The sequence below is a fragment of the Pseudomonas sp. GD03862 genome, from assembly GCF_029840855.1.
Classification (GTDB): Bacteria; Pseudomonadota; Gammaproteobacteria; order Pseudomonadales; family Pseudomonadaceae; genus Aquipseudomonas; species Aquipseudomonas alloputida.
The window spans coordinates 47,332-65,328 of record NZ_JAOCDI010000030.1 but is presented as its reverse complement, the minus strand read 5'-3'; the positions used below and the strand labels follow the sequence as shown (position 1 = coordinate 65,328).

Below are 17,997 nucleotides of genomic sequence, written 5' to 3'. Positions count from 1 at the left end.
ATGCGTATAGCAATCATCGGCAGTGGCATCGCGGGGCTGACCTGCGCCCATTTGCTGTCACGCAAACACGAAGTCACGGTTTTCGAGGCCGAGCAATGGGTCGGGGGCCACACGCACACCCTTGATGTGGTCTGGAAAGGCCAGCGCCATGCAATAGATACCGGTTTCATCGTCTTCAACGACTGGACATACCCGAACTTCATCCGCTTGCTCGACCAGCTTCAGGTGCCATCACAGCCGACCGAGATGAGCTTTTCCGTGCATGACCCGATCACGGGCCTGGAATATAACGGCCACGACCTGAACACCCTGTTCGCCCAACGCAGCAACCTGGTGTCCCCAGGGTTCTGGGGGATGATCCGGGACATTCTGCGTTTCAACCGTCAGGCACTGGCCGACCTGGACAACCGGCGTATCGATGCCAGCACCACGCTGGGCGACTACCTTCAAGCGAACCGCTATGGGCAACGCTTCATCGATCATTACATCGTGCCGATGGGGTCGGCGATCTGGTCGATGTCTCGCGCAGACATGCTCCACTTCCCGCTTGAGTTCTTTGTGCGCTTCTGCCGCAACCACGGCTTGCTGTCGGTCAACCAACGTCCACAGTGGCGGGTGATCAAAGGCGGCTCGCGCAGCTATGTCGCACCGCTGTGCCGACCGTTCGCTGAGCGCATCCGCCTCAACTGCAAGGTTTACCGGGTCAGCCGCGACGAAGGTGGCGTGACCCTCGTGAACGCGGCCGGCACCGAACGCTTCGACAATGTGGTGTTCGCTTGCCACAGCGATCAGGCCCTGGCGCTGCTGGAAAGCCCCAGCAACCAGGAGCGCGCCGTACTCGGCGCCATCGATTACGCCAGCAACGACGTGGTGCTGCACACCGATACCCGTCTGCTGCCACGCCGCCAGCGCGCCTGGGCCAGCTGGAACTACCGCCTGGGCGGCACCGAGCAGGCTCCCGCCGCGCTGACCTACAACATGAACATTCTGCAAGGTATCCAGGCACCGACAACCTTCTGCGTCAGCCTCAACCAGACCGCACTGATAGACCCGGCGCAGGTGATCGCCCGCTTCCAGTACGCCCATCCCCAGTACAGCGTTGCAGCGTCCGCCGCGCAAGCGTGCCAGGAGCAACTGCAAGGGCAACAGCACAGTTACTTCTGCGGCGCCTACTGGGGCAATGGCTTTCATGAAGACGGGGTGGTCAGCGCACTTAAGGTGGCCGCGCACTTCGGAGAGCAACTGTGAACAGCAGCCTCTGCGTGGGCTGGATCAGCCACCGTCGGCTGACGCCGCGGGTCCACGCGTTCCGCTACCGGATCGGCATGTTCTACCTGGACCTGGACGAACAATCCTGGCTGATGGGCCTGTCACGCTGGCTGGGACGCTGGCGCCTGGCGCCGTTGTGCTGGCGCGAGACCGACTACCTGCCCGCCCTGACCCGCCAAGGCGAATCGCTGGCCCAGGCTGCACGCTTGCTGGTCGGGCAGGCGACGGGGCACCTGCCCGAAGGCCGGGTACAGCTGCTCACGCAACTGCGGTGCTGGGGGCTGTCGTTCAACCCGGTGAGTTTCTATTTCTGCCATGACCGCGACGGGTGCCTGACCGCGATCCTGATGGAAGTGCGCAACACGCCCTGGCGTGAACGCTTTCATTACGTGCTCCCGGTGCAAGGCAACCTTGCCAGGCCCTTCAGCGTCGGCAAGGCCTTCCATGTGTCGCCGTTCATGCCGTTGGACATGGACTATCGCCTGCGCTTTTTCCTGGACACGGACCATGTACGCATTCAGATGCAGAACTGGCAAGGCGGCACAAAGGTGTTCGAGGCCGACCTCGCCCTGCGCCGCAAGCCACTGGATGGAGCAGCGCTACGTCGGTATGTCCTGAACTTCCCATGGATGAGCCTGCGCACTGTCTCGGCCATCTACTGGCAAGCGCTGCGCCTGTTACTCAAACGCACCCCCGTGCATGACCACACCACCTGCCAGGGTGACCTGGCACTCGGCCAACCTTGCGAGGACCTTGATGATGTCAAATCCCACCCTGAGCGTTAGCAAGTTCGCAGGCCTTGCGCCCCTGCTCGGCGGGCTGGCACGAAGCACCGTGCTCGCCCAGTTGGGCAAGCTGCGTCACGGCCACCTGCGCCTGCTCAGCCACGGGCAGCAGTGGAGTTTCGGTGATGCCGACAGCCCGTTGCAGGCCGAGGTGGAGATCCTCGATGACGCCACCTGGAGCCTGATCGCCGGCAATGGCTCGATCGGTGCTGGCGAAGCCTACATTCACGGCTATTGGCGCAGCCCCGACCTGGCGCTGGTGACCCGCCTGTTCGTCGCCAACCTTGAAGTGCTCGACGCGCTCGAGGGTGGCCTGGCCCGCTTGGGCCGCCCTGCCCTGCGCCTGCTGCACCGGCTCAACCGCAACGACAAGCGCGGTGCCCGGCGCAACATTCTGGCCCACTACGACCTGGGCAATGCCCTGTTCGAGCGGCTGCTGGACCCCACCATGATGTATTCGGCTGCGCAATTCGAATACCCTGGGCAAACATTGGAGCAGGCCCAGCTGCACAAGCTGGAGCGCATCTGCCAGAAGCTCGAGCTGAGCCCTGACGATCACCTGCTGGAAATTGGCAGCGGCTGGGGCAGCCTCGCTATCCACGCAGCCACCCGCTATGGCTGCAGGGTCACCACCACAACGCTCTCCGAGGCCCAGTACAGCCATACCCTGCAGCGCGTCAAGGCCTTGGGGCTGGGGCAGCGCGTGCAAGTGCTCCGCGAAGACTACCGCGACCTTCAAGGCACGTTCGATAAACTGGTTTCGATCGAGATGATCGAAGCGGTCGGCCATCGCTACCTGCCGGTGTATTTCCGCCAATGTGCTTCGCTGCTCAAGCCTGAAGGCCTGATGCTATTGCAGGCGATCACCATCCGCGACCAGCGCTATGCCCAGGCGCAGCGCTCGGTCGACTTTATCCAGCGCTACATCTTCCCCGGTGGCGCCCTGCCTTCGCTGAGCGTGTTGCTCGACACCGCCAGCCGGCACACTGGCCTGAACCTTGTGCACATGGAAGATTTTGGCCTGGACTACGCCCACACCCTGCGACACTGGCGCGAAAACCTGCGTCAGGCACGCACTGCGCTGACGGACCTTGGCTACGACGACATGTTCCAGCGCCTGTGGGAGTTTTACCTCTGCTATTGCCAGGGCGGTTTCGAGGAACGCGCGATCGGTGTTGCGCACCTGCTCTGGGCAGCACCCCAGGCACGCCGCGCGCCCTTGCCTGGCGGTGCCTGATGCACAGCCGCTGGCTGATCGGCAATGCCCTCTGGCTGCAAGCCGGCTGGTGGGTCTGCGTGCTGGGCGCCGAGCGGCCTTTGCTGTTGCTGCTGGTGATTCCGGGCGTGGCAGTGCACCTGCGCCTGTGCCCGGACATCAATGCCGAGCTCAAGGCGCTGTTGCGTGTCACCTTTGTCGGCTGCGTGCTCGACAGCGTGCTGGGAGCACTGGGGGTGTTCGGTTTCGACGCCGGGCCCCTGCCGCTGTGGCTAGCGCTGCTGTGGTTGGTGCTGGCCAGCGGGATGCGTCACAGCCTGGCATGGGCCGGCAGGCACTGGCGAATCGGCGCACTGCTGGGGGCGATTGGCGGCCCTCTGGCCTACGTAGGCGGCGCCAGGCTGGCAGGTGTCGCCTTGCCATTGGGCGCGCTGGAAACCGGCCTGCTACTGATGCCGATATGGGCTTTGGCCCTGCCCCTGCTGGCGCGCATCGCGGCGCGGCGCTGACCGCCGACATCGCTCGGAACAGTAGCGCACCTGCTCCCAACAGCGTGCCCAGCGCTTGCGCCAGGTGAACGGCCGGCCACACACCACGCAAACCTTGCTGGGCAGAAGGCTCTTTTTCACAACGCCTGCCCCGCATCGAGCCGCGCCAGCAATGACTGGCCACGTTGCCACACCGCATCGCGACGGCCAGCGGGCATGCCATCAAGGCTGCGATAGACCAGGGCCAGGCGCGGGTTAGCCGAGAGCTGGGGGCGATGGCGAATAAGAAAATGCCAATACAAGGCATTGAACGGGCAGGCATCGTCTTCGGTCACCTGGTCGACCCTGTAACTGCAAGCCTTGCAATGGTCGGACATGCGCTGGATATAACGACCACTGGCGCAGTACGGCTTGGACCCCAGGTAGCCGCCGTCGGCGTGCATCACCATGCCAAGCGTGTTGGGCAGTTCGACCCACTCGAAGGCATCCATGTAGACCGCCAGGTACCACTCACAAATCTCGGTTGGCACGATACCGGCCAGCAAGGCGAAGTTGCCGGTAACCATCAACCGCTGAATATGGTGAGCGTAGCCCAACCGCAGGGTCTGCCCGATGGCCTGCGCCATGCAGCGCATGCGGGTGCGCCCGGTCCAGTAGAATTCTGGCAGCGCCCGGTGGTTGTTCAGGTGATTGAGCCCGGCATACGCCGGCATGCGCTGCCAATAGATGCCACGCACATACTCACGCCAGCCGATCAGCTGGCGAATGAAGCCTTCGGCTGCATTGAGCGGCACCCGCCCCTCACGCCAGGCTTTGTCGACGTCGTCGCACAGACGACGTACATCCAGAAGGCCGATGTTGAGCGCCGCACTGATGCGCGCATGAAACAGGTACGGCTCGCCTTCGGCCATCGCATCCTGGTAGTCACCGAAAGCCGCCAGGCCGAAATCCAGAAAATGCTGCCACAGCTGTTGTGCCTCGGCATGGGTCACGGGGTAATCGAAACCGTCGACGCCCCCGTAGTGGTCGCTGAAGCGCTGACGCACCAAGGCCACCACCGCTGCCGTGATGTCGTCTTGCGCAAAATGCGCAGCGAATGGGCCACGCAGCTGCCGTGGCAATGGCTTGCGATTGTCGCCATCGAAATTCCAGGCTCCCCCTGCCGGGCTGCCGTCAGGCTCCATGAGCAGGCCGGTTCGCTTGCGCATGCCACGGTAGAAGTGCTCCATACGCAGCTGGCGACGTTCTGTGGCCCAGCGCCCGAAGGCTTCACGGGAGCACAGAAAACGCGTGTCGCGAAACCACACAAGCGGCAGTGCGGCATCACGCAAGGCCTGCTCCAGGCGCCACTCACCGCACTCGGTCAAGTGAATGTGGGTGGCGCCCAAGGCTTGTTGCCATCGACGCAACTCACCCACGATGCTGCCGCTGTTACCCTCGGCGTCCAGCTCGACATAGTGCACCTGCCAACCCCGTTCACGCAGGGCCTGGGCAAAATGCCGCATGGCGCTGAAGATGAGAACGATCTTCAGCGGATGATGAGGTACGTATCGGGCCTCCCCCTCCACTTCCGCCATCAGGACCGCATCGCGAGCAGGGTCAAGGGACGTCAGACTTGCCAGGTCGAACGACAGTTGGTCACCCAGCACCAGGCCCAGGCGCATCGTCCGGGCTACCACTGGCTGGTGAGCGTTACCGGTACGCGCAACGGCGCGATGGGGCCGTCACGTTGCCCGCACATCTCATCATGCACCACCTGCTGCACCAGCATGCACGGCACCGGCGGCAGGTCGGCCAGCAACTGCCGCAGTTCGGTCGTGGAGCGCACGCGCACGGGCTGCCCCTGGGCATCGCTCAATGTCACAGGGCCGGCGTCGGTCAGGGCGCGCAGGAGGTAGAAGCCACCCTCCAGCGACAGCAGTTCAAGTTCCTTGGCTTCGCCGGTCGAAACCAGCTGGGTCAGCGCGATCAGGTTCATGGTGTGCCCTCTGGCAGGCGGCGGAAGAACAAGGTGATCTGGCCAATCTCCACGCCCAGCTTGCTCATGCTCGAGCGGTTGATCAGGGTGTCGTCATCCATGAGGTACATCCAGTCGTCCAGGTCTACCTGCCAGTGCCGCCCGTCGACCGGCAGATCCAGTTGGTAACGCCATCGCAGCGCGTTGCCCGCCACTTCGCCACGCGCCTCGCCGATCACGTCCCCCGCTGTTCCCCGCCAGCGCCCGGGGCCGTCCGGCACCAGCGTCCAGGTACGCTGCTGGCGTGTGCCATCGCTATAGAGAAAATGCTCGTCGAGGATCAGCCGTTCACCTTCGCGGCGGCTGTCGATGCGCACATGGAAGCGCTTGACCACCTCCCCGGAACGCTTCTGGAACATCCCCCACGCCTGAACCGGGCGCGAGAAGAACGCCGCCAGGTCCAGCTTCGGCTGCTCCTGGGCATAGTGCTCGATACCGACATTGCCACAACTGCCCAGAAGCAGGCAGGCAGCCAGAAACAGCGCTTTGTACATGTTCAGGCTCCTCGGTCATCGCCAGCCAGCCCAAGCAGCCGCTGACGCAATTGGGGGTCTCTGGCCCGCGGGTCAAGCCAGATGGCGAAGAAGGCCCGGGCGAACACCGGATCGTCGATCGCGTGGCTCAATTTGCCGTCGACGTAAAAGCGGCAACCCTGCCCCGGCAGGTACAAGCCCGTGATGCGCATGCCAGGGCTCACGTCCACGAATGCCTGCTCAATCGCCCTGGTCCATGCCGCGCGTTGCTGTGCCGTCATGCTGCCGCCACCCAGGCGTTGCATTTCCTCGAGGCTGGCCTTGACCAGCGTGTCCCGGGACAATGAACGGTGATACAGCAGCTCAAGGGCGAACGGCTGGTTCCAGTCCTGAACCGGGCCAACTGCCCATAACCGGGCGGTATACAGCCGCAGGCCAAACCAGGTGAAATCACCGGCGCCCAGCCGTTGCGCCGCAGGCAGCTCCGCTCGCCAGTCTGCCGCCGACGACATGGCGGCTAGCAGCAGGCACAGACAGGTCCAACGTGCAGGGTGCGCCATTCTGACCTCGAGCACTTTGGGAAATATTATACAATAGTAGACTCTTGTACACATATTCGCTGGAGCATGTACAGATTTCAATGCCAAGCATGCACATTTCTGCAAGCCTCGCGCCCCCGTTATCGAACACCCATGAAAGTCGAGATAGAAGGAATTGCTCATGCTGTACGTCGTCATGCTCGGTGGACGCCACCCACGGGCCAATATCGAGGTCCACGACGTGTTGTTCGCGCAGGCGGACTCACTTGAACAGGCCTACCCCCATCTGCGCCAAGCCTGGTTCGGGAGCCGAACGGGCCTGCACATCGACTCATGGATGGAAGTCGACGGTATTGGCCGCTACCGCGTCGCGTTCAGTCAGGTAGCGCCTGGCCCACACGAACCCAGGTTGTTCTTCATCAACCTTGGCGGTTACGAGCCCGGAGTGTTTGGCGAGGCACACCGCTACCTGCTGGTGGTGGCGAAGGACAAGGCCGAGGCCAGGCAACTGGGCAAACAGCGCCTGCAGGCAGACTGGCTCAAGCCGCATACCGACGCGGTACTGGACGTCGACGATTGCCTGCCGATCGACTGGGTGAACGACCGTTACGTGCACTTGATCGAAGGGCCACATGACGGCTTACGGCAGTACAGCGACTATATCCTGCTGTGAGCTCACCCCTGCCAGGTGCAAGAACGTTGGCAGGCATCACAGGACGAGGCGCCAGCGCCCAGCCAAGAGGACACTCCGATGAGCCTGATCAACGACCTTCAGACACCCGCCAACGTGCTGGTCTGCGGGGCCAGCCAAGGGATTGGCCTGGCATTGTGCACGCAGTTGCTGGCGCGCGATGACATCGGGCTGGTGTTCGCCGTTTCGCGACGAGCCACCACCAGCCCTGCGCTGGATACCTTGTTCACAGAGCACGGGCGACGGTTGGTTCGCCTCGACTGCGACGCCCGGTCCGAGCAGGCACTGCACACTCTGGCAGCACAGGTGGGCGCCTGCTGCGACCAGCTGAACCTGGTCTTCAGCACGCTTGGCGTGCTGCAAGAAGGCCCGGCACGGGCTGAAAAAGCGCTCAACCAGCTTGATATGGCGGGGTTGCTGAGCAGTTTCACAACCAACTGTTTCGCCCCTGTCCTGCTGCTCAAGCATTTGCTGCCGCTGCTGCGTCGGCACCCAATGGCCTTCGTCGCCTTGTCGGCGCGGGTCGGGTCGATCGGCGACAATCACCTGGGGGGCTGGTACAGCTACCGTGCCAGCAAAGCCGCGCTCAACCAGCTTCTGCGCACTGCAAGCATCGAGCTGAAGCGACTGAACCCCGCGTCAACGGTACTTGCATTGCATCCCGGCACCACCGACACCCAGCTTTCCCGACCCTTTCAGGGCAATGTGCCGCCGGGCAAACTGTTCTCGCCCGCGTTTGCCGCCACCTGCATCCTGGCACTTGTGAGCCGTCACGGCCCGGCGCAGAGCGGAACGTTCTGGGCGTGGGATGGCACGCCGATTCCCTGGTGACGCGCGCGGAGAGTTGCAGGCCAAGTCGATGAACCAGCCCTGAGCGAGAACGGTCAACCCTTTATCTGACAACGGCAGAAGGAAGGGTGGAACGAATGGTTTCGTTTGATCTGCAACGGATGCTGATAGGCGACTTCCCTTTTACCTTTCTGCTGGAAGTTGCTGTGCGTGTTTCAGCGGCCTTCCTGGCCGTGTTCTTCTTTCTGAAATTCAGTGGCCGGCGCGGGATCAGACAGCTGTCCCGGTTCGAACTCGTGGTCATTCTCACCCTGGGCTCAGCTGCCGGCGATGTGACCTTTTACGAGGACGTACCGCTGCTTCCGGTGGCCTTGGTTTTCCTCACGCTGTTCATGCTTTACCGAGGAACGGTCTACCTCATGAGGCGAAACAGAACCTGCGAGGCCTGGATCGACGGGCTGCCGGTCACGGTAGTGAAAGATGGCATGTACGAAATCCATTCGCTGCGGCACATGAACATTTCACCGAATGAGCTGTTCATGGAGCTACGCCAGCAAGGTGTCGAGCACCTGGGTCAGGTTCGACTGGGCCTTCTGGAAACCGATGGCGATCTCAGTTTGTACTTCTACGATCAGCAAGACACACGCCCAGGCCTGTCAGTGCTGCCGGTCGAGCATCGCCCGGAGTACACATCGCCGCCCGGCGCCGGGTTGCATTGCTGCGTGAGCTGTGGTTTCCCGGCCTACCATGAGCCTCATGACACCCTGGCGTGTTCACGTTGCGGTCATACGGTCTGGTCGCCTGCATTGGATACCGTGCGCAACCGTTAGCAGGTTCTCCCCATATCGCCAGGCATCGAGCAGGAACTTTGCTTGCTGTTTGCAGGCCCTTATGAAAGGCCTATCAGCACGAGGAGAATATGATGAGTGCCCAATTGAACGGTAAGCGCGTGGCCTTTCTGGTCACCGATGGCTTTGAACAGGTGGAACTGACCGGCCCGCGTGAAGCCTTGGAAAACAGCGGCGCGGTGGTCGATATCCTGAGCGAGAAAGAAGGCACGGTACGTGGCTGGAACCATGACGAACCCGCCGACGCGTTCAGCGTGGATGCGACTTTCGACAGTGCGCAGCTTGACCTCTACGACGCTTTGGTGCTGCCTGGCGGTGTGCAGAACTCCGACACCATTCGCTTGATCCCCGGCGCGCAGAAACTGCTAAAAAGCCATGATGCGGCCGGCAGGCCGGTGGCGGTTATCTGCCACGGCGCGTGGCTGCTGATATCGAGCGGGTTGGCCAAAGGCAAACGAATGACCAGCTACAAGACCTTGCAAGATGACATTCGCAATGCGGGCGGTACGTGGGTGGATGAACAAGTGGTGGTCGATGGCAACCTCATCACCAGCCGCCAGCCGGACGATATCCCCGCCTTCAATGAGCAGTTGATCAAGGCACTGGCAGACTGACCCTGGTTCTGTTCAGTGCGTGCTGGTTGCCCATGGTGGCGACCAGCGCGCGCTGATCACGCCAGCTGGATGAAAACCGAATAGCTGCCCAGCAACACCCAGAAGCACAGGAAAATCCAGGGCGTGCGCAAGGAAAACAGCAGCGATTTGCGGTGCCCCGCCTGAGAGGTTTCGGCCTCGCAGAACAGCGGCGACTCGTCATAGGCCAGCCCCATCAGCGGCTCGCTGCGCAGCAAGTGGCTCTGCTTCATCTGCCAGTGCTCGATAATCCGGAAGGCCGCGCGGATGCCAGGCCAGGCATTCAGTGTACTGAGCACGCCGAGCAGTGCGAGAAAAGCCGGGACCATCAGGGTGAACATTTCGCCCCAGCTTTGGTTCAGGTTACCCATCGATGACACGTAGGCGATCACCAGGAACGACTGGGCCGCAAGATAAGCGTCGGTACGGTTGGCCAGGATGGTGGTCTCATACTGAATTTCGCGTCGATAGAAATCCAGCCGCTCCTTGGGCGTACCGAACATCCTCTCGTTCGTCTGATCGATCTCATGTTCCGGCGTGGAAGGCGTGATGATTCGAGGCACTGCAGACTCCTTGATAACGTGGGCCTCACCCATGCCAGCAGGCCCCGTCAGCGGTAGAGCTAGGCGGAGGGTAAAAATTCACTGGGAATGGGTGCATCAACCGCTCGTCGCTCAGCACGAAGATCCACTTCAACACTGGCCTGGCGCGCCTTTCGAACGGGAATGAGCGTTCCAACCCTGCAGGAGCTTCCAGCATGAGCGACTACCCTACCCCTCCATTCCCATCCCAACCGCAAAGCGTTCCCGGTTCCCAGCGCAAGATGGATCCGTATCCGGACTGCGGTGAGCAGAGCTACACCGGCAACAATCGCCTCGCAGGCAAGATCGCCTTGATAACCGGTGCTGACAGTGGCATCGGGCGTGCGGTGGCGATTGCCTATGCCCGAGAAGGCGCTGACGTTGCCATTGCCTATCTGAATGAACACGACGATGCGCAGGAAACCGCGCGCTGGGTCAAAGCGGCTGGCCGCCAGTGCCTGCTGCTGCCCGGCGACCTGGCACAGAAACAGCACTGCCACGACATCGTCGACAAGACAGTGGCGCAGTTTGGTCGCATCGATATCCTGGTCAACAACGCCGCGTTCCAGATGGCCCATGAAAGCCTGGACGACATTGACGACGATGAATGGGTGAAGACCTTCGATACCAACATCACCGCCATTTTCCGCATTTGCCAGCGCGCCTTGCCCTCGATGCCAAAGGGCGGTTCGATCATCAACACCAGCTCGGTCAACTCTGACGACCCGTCACCCAGCCTGTTGGCCTATGCCGCGACCAAAGGGGCCATTGCCAATTTCACCGCAGGCCTCGCGCAACTGCTGGGCAAGCAGGGCATTCGCGTCAACAGCGTCGCACCCGGCCCGATCTGGACCCCGCTGATCCCGGCCACCATGCCTGATGAGGCGGTGAGAAACTTCGGTTCCGGTTACCCGATGGGACGGCCGGGTCAACCTGTGGAGGTGGCGCCAATCTATGTCTTGCTGGGGTCCGATGAAGCCAGCTACATCTCGGGTTCGCGTTACGCCGTGACGGGGGGCAAACCTATTCTGTGATCGTGCTGCCGGCGCCTGCTGACGCGGGCCTCGGCGCCTCTGGCAGAGCGGTATCGAGCCTGAGCTTGACGCGTGCCCTACCAGACGTCATCAGCGTTGAACCCTGCCGCCCACTGCTACTCAACCTCATGCAAGCCATTTTTCATTCGCCCGCGACGAGGTGACACCATGAATGCTATCGACCTGCTGGTTCAAGACCATAAATTAGTCAAGAAGCTGCTGGAAGAGCTCTGTGCGACCACAGAGCGTGCCGTGAAGAAACGCGCCGAACTGCTGCAACGCATTGAGCAGGAACTGCAAATCCACACCGCTCTGGAGGAGGACATTCTCTACCCGGCGATCAAGCAAGCCGGTGGTAAAGAGGAAGCCAAGATGTATTACGAAGCCAAGGAAGAACACCGGACTGTCGACGCCCTGGTGCTGCCTGATCTGCTTCATACGCAGCCAGGCACGCTTGAGTTCGCCGGTCGGGTCAAGGTGATGAAGGAGCTGCTTGAGCATCACATCGAGGAAGAGGAGGAAGAACTCTTCCCCACCGCGAAAAAGCTCCTCGGCAAAGACCAACTGGACGAGCTGGGGCTCGCCATGCAAGCCCAGAAAAAACTGCTCAAGGGTGAGCAACGGGCCGCTTGAATCAAAGGCGCCAGGCCGGGTCGGGCACGACCGGCCCGGCCTGACGCCAGGGATTAATGTTTGGGACTCGCTTCGATGGAGAGCTGGATCGAATTGCTGGAGTGGCCGGCCATGGTGGTCACAGTGGTGGCAGCCTGGTGCATCGGGTCGCACCGCCCAGGACGGCGCATGGTCGGCTTCTGCTGTTTCATCGCCAGCAACATACTGTGGTCAGTCTGGGGGTGGCATACCCAGGCCTGGGCTTTGATTGTGCTGCAGCTTGTGTTGTGCCTCATGAACCTGAGGGGGTGGCGCAAGAACAAAAGCGCTTCAAGTAAATCGCAGGTCACACTTGCCGGGCATCCCTTCGCACCGCCTGAGGAGGTACGCCCAACACACGGACGAATACCTCGCGCAGGTGCCGGCGGTCCCTGAACCCGGTTTCCTTGGCCACCACCTCCAGGCTGTGCCGGCTCTGCTCGATCATCAGCCGGGCAGCCTCCAGCCGCAGGCCCTCGATGGCCTTGGCGGGTGACTGCCCGGTTTCGGCGGTGAATACACGGGTGAACTGCCGCGGGCTCAGGTGCGCCACCTGGGCCAGCTCTTCCACGCACAATGGGCGGCTGAGGTGCCTGCGCGCGTAATCCAGGGCGCTCTGGATACGGTCCGTCCTGGGCGACAGCGACAACAGTTCGGAGTGCTGGCACTGCCCGCCAGAACGGCGTTGGTGCATGACCATCTTGTGCGCTACCGACCTGGCCATCTCGTTACCCAGATCCTTTTCCACCATGCCCAGGGCCATGTCCAGGGCGGCGGTCATGCCGGCGGACGTCCAAATCGGCCCATCGACGATGAAGATCCGGTCTTCCTCGACGTCGATCTTCGGGTGCAACTCACGCAACTTGTTCGCGTAGGCCCAGTGGGTTGTAGCACGCCGCCCATCCAGCACCCCGGCCTGCGCCAGAACGAAACTCCCGGTGCATAGGCCCGCAGTGCGCCGCGCAGCGTCGACAAAGCCCCGTACGCTGGCCAGCACCTCGTCACCGGGTGGCGTCAACGGCGTCAGCGTACCCGTCACCATCCAGGTGTCGGCCAGGCCAGGGGCAGCCAACGGCAGCGTCTCGACAGACATCCCCAGCGAGGAGCGTAGCGTGCCGCCCCCGACAGAAAAGTTCTCGAGCCTGTAAACCGCTTTGCCGGCGACGATATTGGCAAACTCGAACACGGTTTGCGTTGCCAGGCACATGATCTGAAAGCCTTCGGTTAACAAATAGCCGACCCGGTGCATGCTTGAGCCCCTCTGAGCAATGTCCTGAAAAACTACCATATACGTCCTTTAAGACAAAAACTGTCTTCTGCATGATGGCTCCACCCACACAAAGCAACGGAGTATCACCATGACACAGGCATTCAAAGGCACCGCGCTTGTCACCGGCGCGTCCACCGGCATCGGTTCGCTCTACGCAGAACAGTTGGCACGCCGCGGCTATGACCTGGTACTGGTGGCCCGCAACCGGGAACGCCTCAACGCATTGGCGGCCCGGCTCACCACCGAAACGCGGCAGAACGTGGAAGTGTTCCCGGCCGACCTGGCCAATACAGATGACCTTGCCAAGGTAGAACGCAAGCTGCGCGAAGACGCCAGCATCAGCATGCTGGTGAACAACGCGGGCATCGGCACCCACACCAGCCTGCTGGAAAGCGATGTCGAACGCATGGCCGAAATGATCAGCCTGAACGTCACCGCCCTCACCCGCCTGACCTATGCGGCTGTACCCGGTTTTGTAGCGCGCAAGCAGGGGGCGATCATCAATATCTCGTCCATCGTCAGCCTGGCGCCAGAACTGCTCAACGGCGTATACGGCGGCAGCAAGGCGTACGTCACTGCGTTCACCCAGTCCCTGAACAAGGAGCTGGCGGGCAAGGGGGTTCAGGTGCAGGCGGTACTGCCCGGGGCTACCGCCACTGACTTCTGGCAAATCGGTGGCTTACCGGTCGAAAACCTCGACCCCGGCATCGTGATGTCGGCCCAGGACCTGGTGGACGGTGCGCTGCAGGACTTCGACAACGGAGTGCTGATCTCCTTGCCGTCGATGCAAGATCTGCAAGCCTTCGACCAATACGAAGCTGCCCGGCAGGCCTTGTTCAGCCAGCTGTCCAGCAACCAGCTTGCACCGCGTTACAGCGCCAGCTGACGGATGCGCGTGAGGCGCTTACGCTTGGTAACGAGTGCCTCACACCATTTTCACTGAGGGAGAGAAAGTCTTGCGCTACTTGGCCAGTTTATCGACTTAATCCAAACCACTAGCCTGAGCTCACTTTTCCAATACCCAAGAGGTTGCGCCCATGAAGGCTGTCGTTTACACCCAACCCGGTTTGCCGATCCAGGACCCACAGTCGCTGTATGACGCGCAGTTGCCCGAACCCAAACCGGGTGCCCGGGATCTGCTGGTCGAGGTAAAGGCCATTGCTGTCAACCCGGTCGACACGAAAATCCGCGCGAGCCGCGGCGGTGAGCAACCACAGGTTCTTGGCTGGGATGCGGTTGGCGTTGTTCGCGAGGTTGGGCCAGAGGTCACGTTGTTCCAACCTGGCGATGAGGTTTACTACGCCGGTGCCATCGACCGTGCTGGCAGCTACAGCGAGCGCCATGTGGTGGACGAGCGTATCGTCGGACACAAGCCCCGCAGCCTGGACAACGCCAGTGCCGCAGCCCTGCCCCTAACTTCCATCACCGCATGGGAGCTGCTGTTCGACCGCCTGGGTGTCGAAGAAAACGGGGGCCAGGGCCAAAGCCTACTGGTGATCGGAGCCGCCGGCGGAGTGGGCTCGATCCTGGTCCAGCTCGCCAGCAAGCTCACACAGCTGGTGGTCATCGGCACAGCGTCGAGGCCTGAAACCAAAGCCTGGGTCAAGGAACTGGGGGCGCATCATGTCATCGATCACACCAAACCCATCCCGCATCAACTGGAAGCGCTCAATCTGAGCCAGGTCGACCATGTGATCAGCCTGACCCATACCGACACCTACCTCCCCCAACTGGTCGAAGTGCTTCGTCCACAAGGCAAGCTCGCGCTGATCGACGACCCGGCGCAACTGGATGTCATGCCGCTCAAGCGCAAATCCCTCTCCCTGCACTGGGAGCTCATGTTCACGCGTTCGCTGTACCAGACCGAGGACATGATCAAGCAGCATCAACTACTCGATCGCATTTCACAGCTGGTCGATGATGGGGTGCTCAAGACCACCCTCGGCGAGCACTACGGCACCATCAACGCCGAGCACCTCAAACGCGCTCACGCCCTGATCGAGAGCGGGAAAGCACGCGGCAAGATTGTTCTGGAAGGTTTCTGATCGCGTTCCGGTTCTGATCCAGGGCTCAGCTTTCAAGACCACCCCGGCCTCCGCTTCGCGAATGCACAAGCCATGAATCACCACCTGAAAGGAACGTTTCCCGGCGGCGGCTGGCCTCCTCAAGGTTTTGCAGTGCGCCCTTTTTTCCACTGCGCCCTGGAGACACCTTCAGCGTAGCCGGTGACACCGATCGCTACCTGCTGAATGCGGCCGCCATGCTGAAGGAAGGCCTCGACCTGCTCGCAGATGCGAACATGGGCTTTTTGGGCCGCGCTGGGGTACGTCTGGGACATGTTGGCATCTCGGTTATGAGCCACTGAACGACAGTCACCCGAGCAAGCACTATACACCCTGCATTGCCATCAGCGTCTGAAGCCTACCAAAACCCTGCTTTTGTCGACCGAAGGGCATGGCGATGGTGAGCTGCAAGCGCACAAGCCCAGGAAGGCTTGCCAGTACATATGGAAATACGTATATTCGACTTTCCGCATGTACAGGCACCCCCCATGATCACACCGCCCGATGTCTTCAAGAGCCTCTCTGACGAAACCCGCGCTCGCGCCACTCTGCTTATCGCCAGCCTGGGCGAACTGTGCGTCTGCGAGCTGATGTGCGCGCTCAACGACAGCCAGCCCAAGATCAGTCGCCATCTGGCACAACTGCGCAGCAATGGCATGCTGCTGGACCGCCGTCAGGGCCAGTGGGTGTATTACCGCCTGAATCCGGAGCTGCCTTCCTGGGTTCACGAAATGCTTCAGGTCACCTTGCAAGCCAATTCGCAATGGCTGGCTGACAATGCCCTTCGGCTGAAGAACATGGACGGTCGCCCCGTGCGTGATTCCGTCTGCTGCTGATCATCACCAAGCGAGATTTTCATGCTGCCCGCCATTGCTGTCTTCGTGTTCACCCTCATACTGGTCATCTGGCAGCCCAAGGGGCTCGGTGTTGGCTGGAGCGCCGCGCTAGGCGCCATCATCGCCCTGGCTACAGGCGTAGTTTCCCTGCATGACATCCCTGCCGTATGGGCCATTGTCTGGAACGCCACCGCCACGTTCATCGCGGTCATCATCATCAGCTTGCTGTTGGATGAGGCGGGTTTCTTCGAATGGGCCGCTTTGCATGTGGCGCGCTGGGCTAACGGCGGCGGCTACCGCCTGTTCGCCTTCTGCGTACTGCTCGGCGCCGCTGTATCGGCGCTGTTCGCCAACGACGGTGCGGCGCTGATCCTCACCCCCATCGTCATGTCGATGCTGCTCGCGCTGCGCTTTTCGCCCGCCGCGACACTGGCCTTTGTCATGGCCGCGGGCTTCATTGCCGACACGGCAAGCCTGCCGCTGGTGGTCTCCAACCTGGTCAACATCGTCTCGACCGACTACTTCGGCCTGGGCTTCGCCGAATACGCATCGGTGATGGTGCCGGTGAACATCGCCAGCGTGGCGGCCACCCTGCTGGTGCTATTCCTGTACTTCCGTCGTGATATCCCCAAGCAGTACGCGCTCGATGCGCTGAAGGCGCCGAGCGAGGCAATTCATGACCACGCCACCTTCAAAGTCGGTGGGTGGGTGCTGCTGGTGCTGCTTGCAGGCCTGTTCGCACTGGAGCCTCTGGGCATACCGATCAGTGCGGTGGCCGCCGTCTGTGCCACAATCCTCTTTGCCGTGGCCGCTCGCGGTCACCGCATCTCAACCCGTCGCGTGCTGCGGGAAGCGCCGTGGCAGGTGGTGATTTTTTCTCTGGGCATGTATCTGGTGGTGTACGGCCTGAAGAACGCCGGCCTCACGGACATGCTCACCCACCTGCTGGACAGGCTTGCCGAGCAGGGCCTGTGGAGCGCGGCCATTGGCACCGGGTTGATCTCCGCGCTGCTGTCCTCAGTCATGAACAACATGCCCAGCGTGCTGATCGGCGCCTTGTCGATCCAGGCCAGCGGCGCAGAGGGCGTGGTACGTGAGGCGATGATCTACGCCAACGTCATCGGCTGCGACCTCGGCCCGAAGATCACCCCGATTGGCAGCCTCGCCACACTGCTTTGGCTGCATGTGCTGGCGCGTAAAGGCATGCGCATCACCTGGGGTTACTACTTCAAGGTCGGCCTGCTGCTCACCGTACCGGTTTTGCTGATCACCCTTTCTGCTCTGGCAATGCGCCTGAGCCTCTGACATTCGCCCCCCAGCGGAGGAGCCCTCCATGCGAGTCCTGTTCATGTGCACGGCCAACAGCTGCCGCAGCATCCTGTCCGAAGCAATGTTCAACCACCTGGCACCGCCCGGTTTCGAGGCAGTCAGCGCTGGCAGTTTCCCCAAGGGCCAGGTGTTGCCACGCAGCCTGAGCACGTTGCAGCAGGCCAATATTTCGACCGAGGGCCTGAGCAGCAAAGGCAACGATGCATTCGAGGGCAACCCACCCGACATCGTCATCACCGTCTGCGACAAGGCCGCGGGCGAAGCCTGCCCGGTGTATTTCGGCCCTGCGCTGAAGTCGCATTGGGGGCTGGAAGACCCCTCCGATGTCGTGGGTGACGAAGCATCGGTCGATGCGGCGTTCCGCGCCACACTGGCCCGCATCGGATCTCGCTGCCAGGCCTTCTTCGCACTGCCGTTCGATCAACTCGACCGCGAGCAGCTCAAGCACGCGCTGGATCGCATCGGCTCGCTTTGAACAGGAAAAAT

General features: G+C 61.8%; 23 protein-coding genes and 1 pseudogene. 16 read left to right on the top strand and 8 right to left on the bottom strand.

What is annotated here, in order from left to right; translation table 11 throughout:
- From N5D53_RS19065 to N5D53_RS19050, 4 genes are read left to right on the top strand one after another with little or no spacing between them, the layout of a single operon-like run.
- Positions 1-1,248, top strand: a complete 1,248-nt coding sequence (locus tag N5D53_RS19065) for an FAD-dependent oxidoreductase (RefSeq protein ID WP_064493321.1) — start codon at positions 1-3, stop codon at positions 1,246-1,248.
- Positions 1,245-2,054 carry a DUF1365 domain-containing protein gene (locus tag N5D53_RS19060; protein WP_010953649.1) on the top strand — a complete coding sequence of 270 codons (810 nt, stop codon included), beginning with the start codon at positions 1,245-1,247 and terminating at the stop codon, positions 2,052-2,054. Before N5D53_RS19065 ends, N5D53_RS19060 begins: the two co-directional genes overlap by 4 nt.
- Positions 2,029-3,291 carry a cyclopropane-fatty-acyl-phospholipid synthase family protein gene (locus N5D53_RS19055; protein WP_104887469.1) on the top strand — a complete coding sequence of 421 codons (1,263 nt, stop codon included), beginning with the start codon at positions 2,029-2,031 and terminating at the stop codon, positions 3,289-3,291. Before N5D53_RS19060 ends, N5D53_RS19055 begins: the two co-directional genes overlap by 26 nt.
- Complete coding sequence (locus tag N5D53_RS19050) at positions 3,291-3,779, top strand: DUF2878 domain-containing protein (protein ID WP_104887468.1); 489 nt, start codon at positions 3,291-3,293, stop codon at positions 3,777-3,779. The genes N5D53_RS19055 and N5D53_RS19050 overlap by 1 nt, the downstream gene beginning before the upstream one ends.
- Here N5D53_RS19050 and N5D53_RS19045 read toward each other — a convergent pair.
- Genes N5D53_RS19045 through N5D53_RS19025 form a run of 5 tightly spaced genes read right to left on the bottom strand, consistent with a single transcriptional unit; the run spans position 3,717 to position 6,808 of the window.
- Positions 3,717-3,899: a DUF2256 domain-containing protein gene (locus N5D53_RS19045; protein WP_080574912.1), complete on the bottom strand. Its 183-nt coding sequence runs from the start codon at positions 3,897-3,899 to the stop codon at positions 3,717-3,719. The two genes, N5D53_RS19050 and N5D53_RS19045, sit on opposite strands and share 63 nt — an antisense overlap.
- Positions 3,896-5,422: a cryptochrome/photolyase family protein gene (locus N5D53_RS19040; protein WP_104887467.1), complete on the bottom strand. Its 1,527-nt coding sequence runs from the start codon at positions 5,420-5,422 to the stop codon at positions 3,896-3,898. The genes N5D53_RS19045 and N5D53_RS19040 overlap by 4 nt, the downstream gene beginning before the upstream one ends.
- 8 nt (positions 5,423-5,430) lie before the next feature.
- On the bottom strand, positions 5,431-5,736 hold the full coding sequence (locus N5D53_RS19035) for a DUF6482 family protein (protein WP_003254009.1): 306 nt from the start codon (positions 5,734-5,736) through the stop codon (positions 5,431-5,433).
- Entirely contained in the window at positions 5,733-6,269 is a 537-nt protein-coding gene (locus tag N5D53_RS19030; protein WP_104887466.1) for a DUF3833 domain-containing protein, read from the bottom strand. The genes N5D53_RS19035 and N5D53_RS19030 overlap by 4 nt, the downstream gene beginning before the upstream one ends.
- A 2-nt stretch (positions 6,270-6,271) precedes the next feature.
- On the bottom strand, positions 6,272-6,808 hold the full coding sequence (locus N5D53_RS19025) for a chalcone isomerase family protein (protein WP_003254011.1): 537 nt from the start codon (positions 6,806-6,808) through the stop codon (positions 6,272-6,274).
- Positions 6,809-6,968: 160 nt separating this feature from the next.
- On the opposite strand from N5D53_RS19025, the gene N5D53_RS19020 reads away from it, so the two are divergent.
- The 4 genes from N5D53_RS19020 (at position 6,969) to N5D53_RS19005 (ending at position 9,729) form a co-directional block, all read left to right on the top strand.
- A complete protein-coding gene (locus N5D53_RS19020) occupies positions 6,969-7,460 on the top strand; it encodes a DUF1543 domain-containing protein (RefSeq protein WP_198747246.1) in 492 nt (163 codons plus the stop codon).
- A gap of 78 nt (positions 7,461-7,538) precedes the next feature.
- Positions 7,539-8,309 carry an SDR family NAD(P)-dependent oxidoreductase gene (locus N5D53_RS19015; protein WP_064493327.1) on the top strand — a complete coding sequence of 257 codons (771 nt, stop codon included), beginning with the start codon at positions 7,539-7,541 and terminating at the stop codon, positions 8,307-8,309.
- Positions 8,310-8,404: 95 nt separating this feature from the next.
- A complete protein-coding gene (locus N5D53_RS19010) occupies positions 8,405-9,097 on the top strand; it encodes a DUF421 domain-containing protein (protein WP_003254014.1) in 693 nt (230 codons plus the stop codon).
- Positions 9,098-9,189: 92 nt separating this feature from the next.
- Positions 9,190-9,729 carry a type 1 glutamine amidotransferase domain-containing protein gene (locus N5D53_RS19005; RefSeq protein WP_104887464.1) on the top strand — a complete coding sequence of 180 codons (540 nt, stop codon included), beginning with the start codon at positions 9,190-9,192 and terminating at the stop codon, positions 9,727-9,729.
- Positions 9,730-9,785: 56 nt separating this feature from the next.
- Here the strand turns inward: N5D53_RS19005 and N5D53_RS19000 are convergent, their stop codons facing one another.
- The gene (locus N5D53_RS19000) at positions 9,786-10,310 is read right to left on the bottom strand and encodes a hypothetical protein (RefSeq protein WP_010953640.1); all 525 of its coding nucleotides are present in this window, start codon (positions 10,308-10,310) and stop codon (positions 9,786-9,788) included.
- A 194-nt stretch (positions 10,311-10,504) separates the two neighbouring features.
- On the opposite strand from N5D53_RS19000, the gene N5D53_RS18995 reads away from it, so the two are divergent.
- The 3 genes and pseudogenes from N5D53_RS18995 to N5D53_RS27680 all read left to right on the top strand — a co-directional run.
- On the top strand, positions 10,505-11,362 hold the full coding sequence (locus tag N5D53_RS18995; RefSeq protein ID WP_010953639.1) for a glucose 1-dehydrogenase: 858 nt from the start codon (positions 10,505-10,507) through the stop codon (positions 11,360-11,362).
- A 168-nt stretch (positions 11,363-11,530) separates the two neighbouring features.
- Positions 11,531-11,995, top strand: a complete 465-nt coding sequence (locus N5D53_RS18990) for a hemerythrin domain-containing protein (protein WP_010953638.1) — start codon at positions 11,531-11,533, stop codon at positions 11,993-11,995.
- A 75-nt stretch (positions 11,996-12,070) separates the two neighbouring features.
- Positions 12,071-12,301, top strand: a pseudogene (locus N5D53_RS27680) (hypothetical protein); the annotation flags it as partial.
- Between the two features lie 19 nt (positions 12,302-12,320).
- On the opposite strand, the gene N5D53_RS18985 reads toward N5D53_RS27680, so the two are convergent.
- Complete coding sequence (locus tag N5D53_RS18985; protein ID WP_064493328.1) at positions 12,321-13,262, bottom strand: GlxA family transcriptional regulator; 942 nt, start codon at positions 13,260-13,262, stop codon at positions 12,321-12,323.
- A 109-nt stretch (positions 13,263-13,371) separates the two neighbouring features.
- Here N5D53_RS18985 and N5D53_RS18980 point away from each other — a divergent pair, with 109 nt between their 5' ends.
- The gene (locus N5D53_RS18980) at positions 13,372-14,169 is read left to right on the top strand and encodes an SDR family oxidoreductase (protein WP_064493329.1); all 798 of its coding nucleotides are present in this window, start codon (positions 13,372-13,374) and stop codon (positions 14,167-14,169) included.
- A 151-nt stretch (positions 14,170-14,320) separates the two neighbouring features.
- Entirely contained in the window at positions 14,321-15,328 is a 1,008-nt protein-coding gene (locus tag N5D53_RS18975; protein WP_104887463.1) for a zinc-binding alcohol dehydrogenase family protein, read from the top strand.
- Between the two features lie 119 nt (positions 15,329-15,447).
- On the opposite strand, the gene N5D53_RS18970 is transcribed toward N5D53_RS18975, so the two are convergent.
- Positions 15,448-15,621, bottom strand: coding sequence for a hypothetical protein (locus N5D53_RS18970; RefSeq protein ID WP_017147688.1), 174 nt, complete (start codon positions 15,619-15,621; stop codon positions 15,448-15,450).
- Positions 15,622-15,834: 213 nt separating this feature from the next.
- Here N5D53_RS18970 and N5D53_RS18965 point away from each other — a divergent pair, with 213 nt between their 5' ends.
- Genes N5D53_RS18965 through N5D53_RS18955 form a run of 3 tightly spaced genes read left to right on the top strand, consistent with a single transcriptional unit; the run spans position 15,835 to position 17,986 of the window.
- Positions 15,835-16,182, top strand: a complete 348-nt coding sequence (locus N5D53_RS18965; protein WP_010953634.1) for a metalloregulator ArsR/SmtB family transcription factor — start codon at positions 15,835-15,837, stop codon at positions 16,180-16,182.
- A gap of 21 nt (positions 16,183-16,203) precedes the next feature.
- Complete coding sequence (locus N5D53_RS18960) at positions 16,204-17,487, top strand: arsenic transporter (RefSeq protein ID WP_198747244.1); 1,284 nt, start codon at positions 16,204-16,206, stop codon at positions 17,485-17,487.
- 28 nt (positions 17,488-17,515) lie between these two features.
- Entirely contained in the window at positions 17,516-17,986 is a 471-nt protein-coding gene (locus tag N5D53_RS18955) for an arsenate reductase ArsC (protein WP_047602986.1), read from the top strand.
- The last annotated feature ends 11 nt before the right edge of the window (positions 17,987-17,997 follow it).

Coding starts and splice junctions, on each gene's coding strand:
- N5D53_RS19065 (WP_064493321.1), top strand. CDS start 1: ATGCGTATAGCAATCATCGGCAGTGGCATCGCGGGGCTGACCTGCGCC.
- N5D53_RS19055 (WP_104887469.1), top strand. CDS start 2,029: ATGTCAAATCCCACCCTGAGCGTTAGCAAGTTCGCAGGCCTTGCGCCC.
- N5D53_RS19050 (WP_104887468.1), top strand. CDS start 3,291: ATGCACAGCCGCTGGCTGATCGGCAATGCCCTCTGGCTGCAAGCCGGC.
- N5D53_RS19040 (WP_104887467.1), bottom strand. CDS start 5,422: ATGCGCCTGGGCCTGGTGCTGGGTGACCAACTGTCGTTCGACCTGGCA.
- N5D53_RS19035 (WP_003254009.1), bottom strand. CDS start 5,736: ATGAACCTGATCGCGCTGACCCAGCTGGTTTCGACCGGCGAAGCCAAG.
- N5D53_RS19030 (WP_104887466.1), bottom strand. CDS start 6,269: ATGTACAAAGCGCTGTTTCTGGCTGCCTGCCTGCTTCTGGGCAGTTGT.
- N5D53_RS19025 (WP_003254011.1), bottom strand. CDS start 6,808: ATGGCGCACCCTGCACGTTGGACCTGTCTGTGCCTGCTGCTAGCCGCC.
- N5D53_RS19020 (WP_198747246.1), top strand. CDS start 6,969: ATGCTGTACGTCGTCATGCTCGGTGGACGCCACCCACGGGCCAATATC.
- N5D53_RS19015 (WP_064493327.1), top strand. CDS start 7,539: ATGAGCCTGATCAACGACCTTCAGACACCCGCCAACGTGCTGGTCTGC.
- N5D53_RS19010 (WP_003254014.1), top strand. CDS start 8,405: ATGGTTTCGTTTGATCTGCAACGGATGCTGATAGGCGACTTCCCTTTT.
- N5D53_RS19005 (WP_104887464.1), top strand. CDS start 9,190: ATGAGTGCCCAATTGAACGGTAAGCGCGTGGCCTTTCTGGTCACCGAT.
- N5D53_RS18995 (WP_010953639.1), top strand. CDS start 10,505: ATGAGCGACTACCCTACCCCTCCATTCCCATCCCAACCGCAAAGCGTT.
- N5D53_RS18990 (WP_010953638.1), top strand. CDS start 11,531: ATGAATGCTATCGACCTGCTGGTTCAAGACCATAAATTAGTCAAGAAG.
- N5D53_RS18985 (WP_064493328.1), bottom strand. CDS start 13,262: ATGCACCGGGTCGGCTATTTGTTAACCGAAGGCTTTCAGATCATGTGC.
- N5D53_RS18980 (WP_064493329.1), top strand. CDS start 13,372: ATGACACAGGCATTCAAAGGCACCGCGCTTGTCACCGGCGCGTCCACC.
- N5D53_RS18975 (WP_104887463.1), top strand. CDS start 14,321: ATGAAGGCTGTCGTTTACACCCAACCCGGTTTGCCGATCCAGGACCCA.
- N5D53_RS18970 (WP_017147688.1), bottom strand. CDS start 15,621: ATGTCCCAGACGTACCCCAGCGCGGCCCAAAAAGCCCATGTTCGCATC.
- N5D53_RS18965 (WP_010953634.1), top strand. CDS start 15,835: ATGATCACACCGCCCGATGTCTTCAAGAGCCTCTCTGACGAAACCCGC.
- N5D53_RS18960 (WP_198747244.1), top strand. CDS start 16,204: ATGCTGCCCGCCATTGCTGTCTTCGTGTTCACCCTCATACTGGTCATC.
- N5D53_RS18955 (WP_047602986.1), top strand. CDS start 17,516: ATGCGAGTCCTGTTCATGTGCACGGCCAACAGCTGCCGCAGCATCCTG.